The following is an 11,936-nucleotide window of genomic DNA, read 5'->3' as shown; positions in this document are numbered from 1 at the left end:
GGCGGCCATCATCATGCAGGACGCCCCGCTCAAACCCTTCCGCTTCGCCGACGCCGCCCGCTGGGTGCGCGCCGGCGTGCCTGTGACGATGGTCACCATCGTCGAGGTCAAGGGCTCCGCGCCGCGCGAGCCCGGCATCCGCATGCTGGTCACGGCCGGCGATCTGGTCGGCACGATCGGCGGCGGGCACCTTGAATGGCGCGGGATGGACATCGCCCGGTCGATGATGGCCGCCGAGGGTGCCCATGGCGCCGGCACCGCCGCCCGCCGCATCGAGCGGATTCCGCTCGGCCCGTCGCTGGGCCAGTGCTGCGGCGGCGTGGTGCAGTTGGCGTTCGAGGTGCTCGGCGCCGAGGACTTGGGCTGGCTCGAGGCCGTGGACGCCGCCTTCGCCAGTGGCAAGGCGCTGGAGCGGACCGTGCCGGCCGCCGGCCCCGTCACCGTGGCGCCGAGCCGCGCGCTGCTGCCGTCCGTGACCCTGCGCCCCGACGGCGCCTGGATCGACACGCTGGTGCCCGACGACATGCACGTGGTGCTGTTCGGCGCCGGCCACGTCGGCCATGCGCTGGTCAAGGTGCTCGCCACGCTGCCCTGCCGCGTGCATTGGGTGGACGAGCGCGACACGCTGTTCCCGGGCGGGCTGCCCGAGAACGTCGAGGCCGAGGCTTCCGATACCCCCGAGGCCGTGGTCGACCAGGCCCCGCCCGGCGCGTATTTCCTGGTCATGACCCACAGCCACGCGCTGGACCAGGCGCTCTGCGAGCGCATCTTCCGCCGCACGGACTACGCCTACTTCGGCCTGATCGGCTCGAAAACCAAGCGCGCGAAGTTCGAACACCGGATGGCGGAGCACGGGATCGACCCGGCCCGCTTCCCGGAAATGACGTGTCCCATGGGAGTCTCCGGCATTACGAACAAGGCACCGGCTATGATTGCGGTAGCCATCGTCGCCCAGCTGCTTCAGGTGCGCGACCAGCGCGCTGCGGCGCTGGCCGCCAGCCAGGCGGAAGCGATGCATCCGTAACTTCGGCCGCCGCGATCCGGCAGCCGCCCAAGACATAAAAGAGGCCCCATGACCATCGATGCCGCGCTCGCGGACAGCATCCGCCGTACTCCCAAGGCCGAACTGCACGTGCATATCGAAGGCACGCTCGAACCCGAGCTGATCTTCCGGCTGGCCCAGCGCAACCAGGTCAAGCTGGCCTACCCCGACGTGGAGGCGCTGCGCGCAGCCTACGCGTTCACCGATCTCCAGTCCTTCCTCGACATCTACTACGCCGGCGCCAGCGTGCTGCTGACCGAGGAAGACTTCTTCGACATGACGATGGACTACGTCAAGCGCGCCGCCGCCGACAACGTCCGCCATGCCGAGATCTTCTTCGATCCGCAGACCCATACCGAACGCGGCGTGCCGATGGGCGTGATCATCGACGGCATTGCCGACGCGCTGGCCCAGGCCCGCACCGAGTACGACTTCTCCAGCAGCCTGATCCTCTGCTTCCTGCGCCACCTGTCCGAAGTCGCCGCGCTGGAGACGCTCGAGGCGGCCCTGCCCTACCGCGACCGCTTTGTCGGCGTGGGGCTGGATTCGTCCGAAAAGGGCCATCCGCCCGAGAAATTCGCGCGCGTGTTCGCCCGCGCCAAGGCGCTCGGCCTGCATCGCGTGGCCCATGCCGGCGAGGAGGGCCCGCCGCAGTACGTGATCAATGCGCTCGACATCCTCGGTGTGGAGCGGATCGACCATGGCGTGCGCGCCGTCGAGGACGAGGCCCTGGTGCAGCGGCTGGCGCGCGAGCGCATCGCGCTGACGGTATGCCCGCTGTCGAACCAGAAGCTGATGGTCTACCCCGACCTGCGCGACCATCCGATGAAGCGCCTGCTCGATGCCGGCGTGGCCGTGACGCTGCATTCGGACGATCCAGCCTATTTCGGCGGCTACATGAACGCCAACTGGGAAGCCTCGTTCGCCGCGCTGCCGCTGGACGCCGCCGACGCCTACAAGCTGGCCCGCAACAGCTTCGAAGCGGCCTTCCTGCCCGCCAAGCAGAAGGCCGACTACCTGGCCGAGGTGGACCATTTCTGGTCCGCCACGCCCGAGAACCCGCCCGCGACGGCTCCCACGACCTGACCGGGCGCATAAACAAGACGCCGGACCCCCAGGTCCGGCCGCCCCTGAGACGAGAAGATGACCACCACTTCCCCCAATCCCGCCACGACCCGCGCCATTCGCGGCCGCATCCTCCACTTCCTGCGCGATCCGCAGTTCCATGAGGAGGCGTATCAATATTGGGAAGATGGCCTGATGCTCGTCACGGACGGCCGCATCGCCGCCGTGGGGCTGTACGAGGACCTGGCGCGCGACATCCCGGCCGGTGCCGAGGTGGTCGACCATCGCGGCAAGCTGCTCGTGCCGGGGTTCATCGACACGCACGTGCACTATCCGCAGACCGACATCATCGCGTCGCCGTCGCCGGGCCTGCTGCACTGGCTCGACACCTACACCTTCCCCGAGGAACGCCGCTTCAGCGAGCCCGCCTACGCGCGGGCCGTGGCCGAGTTCTTCGCCGACGAACTGCTGCGCAACGGCACCACCACGGCGATGGTCTGGAGCACGGTGCACGCCACCTCCGCCGACGCCCTGTTCGCCGCGAGCCAGGACCGCAACCTGCGCATGATCACGGGCAAGGTGATGATGGACCGCAACTGCCCGGACTTCCTGCGCGACACGGCCGAGAGCGGCGCGCGGGACTCCGCCGACCTGATCTCGAAGTGGCACAACAAGGGCCGGCTCGCCTACGCGATCACGCCGCGCTTCGCGCCGACCTCCACCGAGGCGCAACTGGCCGCCTGCGGCGAACTGGCGCGCGCGCATCCGGACGCCTTCATCCAGACCCACGTGGCCGAGAACCGCGACGAGGTGAAATGGGTGGCCGAGCTGTTCCCCGACGCCCGCAGCTACCTGGACGTGTACGACCGCTACAGCCTGTTGCGCCCCGGCGCGTTCTACGGCCACGCGATCTACCTCGACCAGGACGACCGCCGCCGGCTGGCCGACAGCGGCGCCGCCGTGGCGCACTGCCCCACCTCGAACCTGTTCCTGGGCAGCGGCTTCTATGACTTCCACCAGTCCGATGCCCACCGCCTGAACGTGACGCTGGCCACCGACGTGGGTGGCGGCACCTCGTTCTCGATGTTCCGCACCATGAACGCGGCACACAAGGTGGCGCGCATGGGCGGCTACCACCTGACCGCCCTGCGCATGTTCTACCTGGCCACGCGCGGCGCGGCCGAGGCGCTGGGCTGGGCGGACCGCATCGGCAGCTTCTCCGTGGGCTGCGAGGCCGATTTCCTGGTGCTGGACCCCGAGGCCACGCCGCTGATCGCCCGCCGCAGCAGCCGCTCCGAGACGCTCGAAGAGCAGTTGTTCGCCTTCGCCATGCTCGGCGACGACCGCGTAGTGGACAACGTCTACATCATGGGCGAAGCCACGCGGGAACTGGCGGGTTGATCGCTTTTGGGCGACGGACGGCAGGCAAATACGTGTTGTCGCCCGTCCGCCTTGACCAGCATCAACACAACCGTCATCAAAGCCTTCTAGGCTGTCGCATTGCCCGCCCCCGGCTATCGGGTGCGCCAAGACAGACCCAAAAAGACTGACATGACTGCCCGATCTCTGGATGTATCGCCGGCCCAGACTGCTGAGCCGGCTTCCCACCCTGCCCACCCGCCCCGCAAGCTCGCCGGCGTTCCCCTGCCGGAACCCATCGCCTTCGAGGCCCCCTTCCCTAACCGCAAGACCATCCGTGGCTGGCTGATTCCGCTCGGCGAGCGCAGCGTGGCACGCGCGCTGACGCTGTTCGCGCTCGACTACGCGATCTTCGCCGCGGTGCTGGCCGGCGTGGTCCTGGCGCCGCAGGGGTGGGCCAAGCTCGGCCTCGGCGTGCTGCTGGGTCTGGTGATCGCCCGGCTGTTCATCATCGGCCACGATGCCTGCCACCAGAGCCTGACGGACCGCCGTGGCCTGAACAAATGGCTCGGCCGGCTGACGTTCCTGCCGTCGCTCACGCCCTACAGCCTGTGGGAAGTCGGCCACAACGTGGTCCACCATGGGTACACCAACCTCAAGGGCTTCGACTTCGTCTGGGCGCCCTACTCGCTCGAGGAATTCCGCGCGCTGCCGCGCTGGCGCCGGGTGATGGAGCGGGTCTACCGCAATGGCTTCGGCGCCGGACTCTATTACCTGATCGAGATCTGGTGGTTCAAGCTGTTCTTCCCGAGCAAGCGCCAGATGGCCACGCGCCGCGCGATCTTCATGTGGGACTGCACGCTGGTGGCCACCTTCGGCGCCATCTGGATCGGTGCGCTGGCCTGGCTGGCCGTGGCCACGGACCAGTCGGTCCTGGGGCTGGTCGGCGCCGGCTTCGTGCTGCCCTTCCTGATCTGGAACCTGACCGTGGGCTTCGTGCTGTATGTCCACCACACGCACACGAGCGTGGCGTGGTACGACACCAAGCCGATGTGGGCCAAGGCCCAGCCGTTCGTCTCGACCACCGTGCACCTGCGCTTCCGCTTCGGCATCGGCGCCGCGCTCCACCACATCATGGAGCACACCGCGCACCACGTGGACATGAGCGTGCCGCTGTACCGGCTCAAGCGCGCCCAGGCCCTGCTGGAGCATGCGCTGCCGGGCCGCATCATCATCGAGAACTTCTCGTGGCGCTGGTACTTCCGCACGGCGCGCCGCTGCAAGCTGTACGACTTCAAGGCCCTGTGCTGGACCGACTTCCGCGGCCGCCAGACCAGCGACAACTCGCCCGTGCCGGTCTGACCTGACCCGCATTGCCCAACAGCCATGCCAAAGGCGGTGGACAGTGTCCGCCGCCTTTTAGTACAATTACGACTTCCATTGGGGAGTAGCCGCCCTCGTCTCACCGCGCCGCGCAATGCGGCACACGGCAGACAGGGGCGTACGTCAACAGACTTGACCGTGGTGTCCAGCATCAACGGTTATGGCGTACGCAGCGCAGGACCCGAGCGGGCTTCGTGCCTGACTCCTATGTCCAACGCCTGGCGAGACCGATGACCATACCTTTCTGGCCGGGCCGGGAAAGGTGTGCGTCATTGGCATCTCGCGATGCGTGTGCGGCCCGGTATCAATCCTATAAGAATGGAATCGTTCCTCGTCTCCACAGGTATCGTCGCGCTCGCAGAAATGGGCGACAAGACGCAATTGCTGTCGCTCGTGCTGGCCGCGCGCTATCGCAAACCCCTGCCGATCATCGTCGGCATCCTGATCGCCACCCTCGTCAACCATGGCTTCGCCGGCGCGCTCGGCGGCTGGATCACGCAGGTGCTCGGCGCCAACCTGCTGCGCTGGATCCTCGGCCTCGGCTTTATCGCCATGGCCGGCTGGATGCTGATTCCGGACAAGCTCGACGAGGCAGAGGAAGCCAAGCCGGCCAACGGTGCCCTGAGCATCCTCGGCACCACGATCGTCGCCTTCTTCTTCGCCGAAATGGGCGACAAGACGCAGATCGCCACTGTGGCCCTGGCAGCACGCTTCCATGGCGAAGTGCTGGCCGTCGTGGCAGGCACCACGTTCGGCATGATGCTGGCCAACGCGCCCGCCGTGCTGCTCGGCGACCGTTTCGCCAACCGGATGCCGATCGCCCTCGTGCACAAGATCGCCGCGGTGATCTTCCTTGTGCTCGGCTTGCTGGCGCTGTTCAACGTCGGCGGCCACTGAGACAAGCCAGAGTCGTCGCGCTATAAAAAAACGGGGCTTGCGCCCCGTTCAAACCCTCGCCGGTCCGGTACTGCCGGCCGCCGGGACTGCACAGCCCCGGACCGTCGATCACCGATGCCCGGTCAAATTCAGTTGGTGGTCTTCGCGCCGCCCTCGAACCACTGGCCCAGCAGCGCGCGCTCGTCTTCCGTGATCTGCGTGACGTTGCCCAGCGGCATGGCCTTCTGCTGCACCGCCTGCTGGTAGATCAGCTGCGCATGCGCCTTGATTTCGTCGACGGTATCGAGCTTGATGCCCTTGGCGGCAGTCGGCATCATCTTGGGCGCCTCCGCGTGGCACTGCACGCAGCGGGCGTTCACGATTTCCTGCACCTTGGCGAAGCTCACCGCGTTGGCGGCGTCGCCCGCGGCGTTGCTGGCCACTTGCGGACGCGGCTGCGGCGCAATCATCACCGCCACCACACCCAGCAGCGCCACGCCGGCAGCCGGCCACGCCACGTTGATCTTGCCCTTGTGCTTCAGGATGAAGAACTGGCGGATCAGCACGCCGGCCAGCATGATCAGGATCAGCACCAGCCAGTTCTGCTTGTGCGCGTACGTCATGCTGTAGTGGTTCGACAGCATCGCGAACAGCACCGGCAGCGTGAAGTAGGTGTTGTGCACGCTACGCTGCTTGCCGCGCTTGCCGTGGATCGGGTCCACCGGCTGGCCGGCCTTCAGCGCCGCCACGACCTTGCGCTGGCCCGGGATGATCCAGATCAGCACGTTGCCGCTCATGATCGTGGCGATCATCGCGCCGGTCAGCAGGAACGCCGCGCGGCCCGAAAAGATGTGGCAGGCCGCATACGCCGCCACGCCCACGAACACCGCCACCAGGATGCCCACCAGGCGGTCGCTCTTGCCGAACAGCCGGCAGATCGAGTCGTAGACCACCCAGCCGATGATCAGGTACGAGACCGCGAAGCCGACCGCCGCGCCGGGCGACATGTCGAACACGTTCTTGTCGATCAGGTAGGTGCTGGCGTTGAACAGGTACAGCACCACCAGCAGGCCGAAGCCGGTCATCCACGTGGAGTAGGACTCCCAATAGAACCAGTGCAGGTTCTCGGGCAGCGCCTTGGGCGCGGTCATGTACTTCTGCGGGTTGTAGAACCCGCCGCCATGCACGGCCCAAAGTTCGCCGCCGACGCCCTTCTCCTTCAGGGCCGGATCGCCGGGGGGCGTCAGGCTGTTGTCGAGCCAGACGAAATAGAACGAGGAACCGATCCACGCGATGGCCGTGATGACGTGCACCCAGCGCAACAGCATGTTGGCCCAGTCGAGAATGTAACCTTCCATGACTTGTCTCCTTTTCCCGTCCGCCTGGTACTCAGCTGCCGCGGTAGGTCGAGTACGACCACGGCGACACCAGCAGGGGCACGTGGTAGTGCGCAGCGGTGTCGGCAATGCCAAAGCGCAGCGTCACCACGTCGAGGAATGCCGGTTCGGGCAACTGCACGCCCTGGGCACGGAAATAGTCGCCGGCGCCGAACTCGAGTTCGTACACGCCTGCCACGAGCGCATCGCCTTCCAGCAGCGGCTGGTCGCAACGGCCATCGTGGTTGGTCACGAGGCGCTTGAGCGTCTCGCGGCGATTGTCGACAATTTTATGAAGGGTGACCGACATCGCCTTGCCGGGCGTGCCGGCGGCCGTGTCGAGAACGTGAGTGGTCAAGCGTCCCATCCTGTTCTTCCTTTGCGGGTGTGGGTTGTGAGGGGCGCCGCTGCCTTCACTAGCACCATTTGTGGGAATGATGCCCGCTCGGTACGTCATTTAACGCATCCCGGCGCTGGATTGGTGCGTGGCGACAATGCGCCCGCCCAACCCGGATGACAACTCGGGGATTTCCCGTACTTGTCGAAAACCTTCTCAGGTTTTGTTGACAATAGTGCTTGCATATCCAAATAATTGTCAACAATTTTTAGATCCACGCGATGACATGACCAGTATCAAGACGCCTGATGTCGGCTTGATACCCACTCGCCAGGATCGTTGCGCCTCCCGATCATCCCCTCTGTCTCCCTTGCGAGTGCCCTGGATGTCCAAGAATCTCAAACTGATTGCCGCCGTGGCCGAAGCCCAGTCCACCCCCTCCGACAACAAGCCAGCCCGCAAGGGCTCCGTGGAGGAGCGCATGTACCACGAGATCTACGACGCGATCATGGAGCACCGGCTGCCGCCCCGCACCAAGCTGACCGAGCATTCGCTTTGCGAGATCTATGCCACCGCGCGCCACACCGTGCGCAAGGTGCTCTCCCGGCTGGCCGCGGACGGCATGGTCGATCTCGAACCGAACCGGGGCGCCTTCATCGCCAGCCCGTCCACCGACGAGGCGCACGACATGTTCGAGCTGCGCCAGATGCTCGAGCGCGCCGTGCTGGAGAAGCTCGCCAGCCTGCCCAACGTCCGCACCGTGATCGCCCCGCTGCGCAAGATGGTGGAGTCCGAACGGCAGGCCTTCCTGACGCATGAGCGCCCGCGCTGGATCCGGCTCTCGGCTGAATTCCACACCGCGCTGGCCGAGCTGTCCGGCAATGCCCTGCTGGTGACGATGATGCGCCGGCTGGTCTCGCGCACCACGCTGATGATCGCCAGCGTGGAGGCCCCCGGCCACAACGCGTGCTCGTTCGACGAACACGACGACATTCTCGACGCACTGGAACAGGGCGACGCCGCCCTCGCCCAGTCACGCATGGCGCACCACCTTGGCGCCTGCGCGGACCGCGTGCAGCCGGACGAACCCGGCAATTTCGATCTTCGCAGCGTGCTGGGCCGCTCCACCTAGCGCGATGTTCCCGCCGCCGGACAACAGCAGACCCCTGTTGCCGATGCCAGGCCCACAAATCTCGACGCCCCCAACGCCCGCCAGAGGCACGGCGCGAGACCCTCATAACAACAAGAGGCCATGGACCCCGGCGCGCGTTCCCATCAAAACCAAAGGAGAGGAGACACACCCATGACTTCCGCAAGCACCACGGTCCCCACGGACCTCACCAACGAGCGGCTGCCCTCCGGGCGCCTGCTGGCGCTGGGCCTGCAACACGTGCTGGTGATGTACGCCGGCACCGTTGCCGTGCCCCTCATCGTCGGCGGGGCGCTCAAGCTGCCCAAGGACCAGCTGGCGTTCCTGATCAATGCCGACCTGTTCGCGGCCGGGCTCGCCACGCTGATCCAGGCCATCGGCTTCTGGAAGTTCGGTATCCGCATGCCCGTGATGATGGGCGTGACGTTTGCCTCGGTGGCGCCGATGATCGCCATCGGCAACGACCCCAACGTGGGCCTGCTCGGCATCTACGGCGCGGTGATCGCGTCAGGGGTGTTCGGCGTGCTGATTGCGCCGATGATGGGGCGCATGCTCGGGCTGTTTCCGCCCGTGGTGACCGGCACGGTGATCACGCTGATCGGGGTGTCGCTGATGCGGGTGGGCATCAACTGGGCCGGCGGCGGGCAGCCGACCACGCGCAGCGTGATCGACGGCGTGGTCAAGGACGTGCCCAACCTCGCCTACGGCGACCTCGGCAACCTGGCCATCGCCGGCCTGGTGCTGCTGGTGATCCTGCTGCTCTCGCGCTATGGCCGGGGGCTGATCGCCAACTGCGCGGTGCTGCTCGGCATCGTGATCGGCACGGTGGTGGCGGCGGCGTTCGGCAAGGTCTCGTTCGAGGGCCTGGGCGACGCCAGCTTCGTGGCCGTCATCACGCCGTTCCACTTTGGCATGCCGACGTTCGAGATCACGGCCATCCTGTCGATGTGCATCGTGATGCTGATCACGCTGGTGGAGTCCACCGGCATGTTCCTGGCCCTCTCCGACATCACCGGCCGCAAGCTGAGCCGCAACGACCTGACCGCCGGCCTGCGCGCCGACGGCCTGGGCACCGTGATCGGCGGCATCTTCAACACCTTCCCGTACACCTCGTTCTCGCAGAACGTAGGCCTGGTCACCGTGACCGGCGTGCGCTCGCGCTACGTGGCGGCGGCCGGCGGCGTGATCCTGATCGCGTTCGGCCTGTTCCCGAAGATGGCGCACATCGTGGCGTCGGTGCCCCAGTTCGTGCTCGGCGGCGCCGGCATCGTGATGTTCGGCATGGTGGCCGCATCGGGCATCCGCATCCTGGGTAGCTGCGACTTCACGCGCAACCGGCACAACCTGTTCATCGTGGCGATCTCCATCGGCTTCGGCATGATCCCGACGCTCTCGCCCACGCTGTTCCAGTACCTGCCCAAGTGGACCGATCCGTTCACGCACAGCGGCATCGTGCTGGGCACCATCGTCGCGGTCGTGCTGAACCTGTTCTTCAACGGCATGCAGTCCGCCGACGAGGCCATGCGCAACGCGGCGGCCAACTCCCACGGCACGGAGTGAGCCCGACAATCCTGATCCAACAATCGTATTCAACATTTTTGTCCGACAGTTCTTGACGGTATTTGGTACGCAACCATCGCTAAAACATGTCAACAACGCCGGACTCGCATGAGACGCCTCTGGCACGCGCTTTGCGTAAGTGAAGTCGCTTCAGCCAGGGGCGATGACAACAATCGAAACCTTCGCTCATGCGAGCAGCAGATTTCTCCTGAAGCAGACATATAAGAGATGACACACGATAACTATCCACGCGATCTCATCGGCTACGGCGCCCACCCGCCGCACGCCCGCTGGCCGGGCGGCGCGCGCATCGCGCTGCAGTTCGTGCTCAATTACGAGGAAGGCGGCGAGAACAACGTGCTGCACGGCGACGCCGGCTCCGAGCAGTTCCTGTCCGAGATCATCGGTGCCGCGGCCTATCCCGAGCGGCACATGAGCATGGAAGGCGTGTATGAGTACGGCTCGCGCGCCGGGGTCTGGCGCATCCTGCGCGAGTTCGAGCAGCGCAAGCTGCCGCTGACGATCTTCGGCGTGTCGATGGCGCTCCAGCGCCATCCTGAGCTGACGCGCGCGTTCGTCGAGCTGGGCCACGAGATCGCCTGCCACGGCTGGCGCTGGATTCACTACCAGAACATCGACGAAGCCACCGAGCGCGAGCACATGCGCATCGGGATGGAAATCATCAAGGAATTGACTGGCGAAATGCCGCTCGGCTGGTACACAGGCCGGGACAGCCCCAACACGCGCCGGCTGGTGGTCGAGCACGGCGGCCTGCTGTACGACGCCGACTACTACGGCGACGACCTGCCCTTCTGGACCGAGGTGGAAGTCACCGGCGGCAAGAAGAAGCCGCATCTGGTGGTGCCGTACACGCTCGACTCGAACGACATGCGCTTCGCCACGCCGCAGGGCTTCAACACGGGCGACCAGTTCTTCCAGTACCTGAAGGACGCGTTCGACGTGCTCTATACCGAGGGCGACCCCCAGGGCCAGGACCGTCCCAAGATGCTGTCGATCGGCATGCACTGCCGGCTGCTCGGCCGCCCGGGGCGCTTCCGCGCGCTGCAGCGCTTCCTCGACTACGTGCAAGCGCACGACAAGGTATGGATCTGCCGGCGCGTGGACATCGCCCGACACTGGATCGAGACCCATCCGCACGGGAGCCAGGCATGAGCACGACCTACACCCTCGCCCAACTCAACACGATGCCCGAGGTCGAATTCGTCGAAGTACTAGGCGGCATCTACGAGCATTCGCCCTGGTTCGCCGAGACGGCCGCACGGCAGCGCCCGTTCGCCGATGCCGCCGCGCTGGCCGCTGCGCTGCGCGGTGCCGTCGATGCCGCGGGCGAGGCCGCCCAACTCAAGCTGGTGCGCGCCCACCCGGAGCTGGCCGGCAAGGCCGCGGTGCGCGGCGAGCTGACTGCGGAATCCACGCGCGAGCAGGCCGGCGCGGGACTCGACCAATGCACGGCCGAGGAGTTCGAACGACTGCAGGCGCTCAACGCCGCCTACAACCAGAAATTCGGCTTCCCGTTCATCCTGGCCGTTCGCGGCTATGACCGCCACGGCATCATCGACGCTTTTGCAAGCCGCCTCGAAAACCCGCCCGAGGTGGAGTTGCAAAGTTGCATCAATCAGATTCATCGCATTGCGCAGTTCCGGCTGAACGACTTAGTATCCGCGACTTAGTCGCCGCGTCACCCATCGCGCGGCAACTGGAGAAGAGAGAGAGAAAGATAGGCAGCAACGTTCGGCACACCAGAGAGACCCAGAAGGGTTCCGGCAC

Annotated in this window: 11 protein-coding genes and 1 riboswitch; of the genes, 9 read left to right on the top strand and 2 right to left on the bottom strand. The window is 66.2% G+C overall.

What is annotated here, in order from left to right:
* Positions 1–13: 13 nt before the first annotated feature.
* The 5 genes from xdhC to AC1DFU_RS10280 all read left to right on the top strand — a co-directional run bounded on the left by xdhC (position 14) and on the right by AC1DFU_RS10280 (position 5,746).
* The gene (xdhC, locus tag AC1DFU_RS10300) at positions 14–1,024 is read left to right on the top strand and encodes a xanthine dehydrogenase accessory protein XdhC (protein WP_441591949.1); all 1,011 of its coding nucleotides are present in this window, start codon (positions 14–16) and stop codon (positions 1,022–1,024) included.
* A 48-nt stretch (positions 1,025–1,072) separates the two neighbouring features.
* The gene (locus AC1DFU_RS10295) at positions 1,073–2,128 is read left to right on the top strand and encodes an adenosine deaminase (protein WP_441591947.1); all 1,056 of its coding nucleotides are present in this window, start codon (positions 1,073–1,075) and stop codon (positions 2,126–2,128) included.
* Positions 2,129–2,185: 57 nt separating this feature from the next.
* Positions 2,186–3,508 (top strand): guanine deaminase, encoded by a 1,323-nt coding sequence (guaD, locus tag AC1DFU_RS10290; RefSeq protein ID WP_441591945.1) that lies wholly within the window; start codon positions 2,186–2,188, stop codon positions 3,506–3,508.
* A 150-nt stretch (positions 3,509–3,658) separates the two neighbouring features.
* Positions 3,659–4,828 carry a fatty acid desaturase gene (locus AC1DFU_RS10285; protein WP_441591944.1) on the top strand — a complete coding sequence of 390 codons (1,170 nt, stop codon included), beginning with the start codon at positions 3,659–3,661 and terminating at the stop codon, positions 4,826–4,828.
* Positions 4,829–4,896: 68 nt separating this feature from the next.
* Positions 4,897–5,104, top strand: a riboswitch (yybP-ykoY riboswitch).
* Between the two features lie 63 nt (positions 5,105–5,167).
* Positions 5,168–5,746 (top strand): TMEM165/GDT1 family protein, encoded by a 579-nt coding sequence (locus AC1DFU_RS10280; protein ID WP_441591942.1) that lies wholly within the window; start codon positions 5,168–5,170, stop codon positions 5,744–5,746.
* Between the two features lie 128 nt (positions 5,747–5,874).
* On the opposite strand, the gene AC1DFU_RS10275 is transcribed toward AC1DFU_RS10280, so the two are convergent.
* Together AC1DFU_RS10275 and uraH are read right to left on the bottom strand one after the other, a co-directional pair.
* Entirely contained in the window at positions 5,875–7,083 is a 1,209-nt protein-coding gene (locus tag AC1DFU_RS10275) for a urate hydroxylase PuuD (RefSeq protein ID WP_441591940.1), read from the bottom strand.
* Between the two features lie 31 nt (positions 7,084–7,114).
* Positions 7,115–7,468 (bottom strand): hydroxyisourate hydrolase, encoded by a 354-nt coding sequence (uraH, locus tag AC1DFU_RS10270; protein ID WP_092292315.1) that lies wholly within the window; start codon positions 7,466–7,468, stop codon positions 7,115–7,117.
* 355 nt (positions 7,469–7,823) lie between these two features.
* Between uraH and AC1DFU_RS10265 the strand changes: the two genes are divergently transcribed.
* From AC1DFU_RS10265 to uraD, 4 genes are all read left to right on the top strand, one after another.
* On the top strand, positions 7,824–8,570 hold the full coding sequence (locus AC1DFU_RS10265) for a GntR family transcriptional regulator (RefSeq protein ID WP_441591938.1): 747 nt from the start codon (positions 7,824–7,826) through the stop codon (positions 8,568–8,570).
* A 171-nt stretch (positions 8,571–8,741) separates the two neighbouring features.
* On the top strand, positions 8,742–10,148 hold the full coding sequence (locus AC1DFU_RS10260; RefSeq protein WP_092292311.1) for a nucleobase:cation symporter-2 family protein: 1,407 nt from the start codon (positions 8,742–8,744) through the stop codon (positions 10,146–10,148).
* A 228-nt stretch (positions 10,149–10,376) separates the two neighbouring features.
* Complete coding sequence (gene puuE, locus AC1DFU_RS10255; protein WP_092292309.1) at positions 10,377–11,321, top strand: allantoinase PuuE; 945 nt, start codon at positions 10,377–10,379, stop codon at positions 11,319–11,321.
* Positions 11,318–11,839, top strand: a complete 522-nt coding sequence (gene uraD, locus AC1DFU_RS10250; RefSeq protein WP_441591936.1) for a 2-oxo-4-hydroxy-4-carboxy-5-ureidoimidazoline decarboxylase — start codon at positions 11,318–11,320, stop codon at positions 11,837–11,839. Before puuE ends, uraD begins: the two co-directional genes overlap by 4 nt.
* Positions 11,840–11,936 lie beyond the last annotated feature (97 nt).

The sequence above is a fragment of the Cupriavidus sp. 10L45 genome (assembly GCF_056395225.1).
The sequence above is the reverse complement of the archived record's forward strand: the minus strand, read 5'-3'. Positions and strand labels throughout refer to the sequence as shown.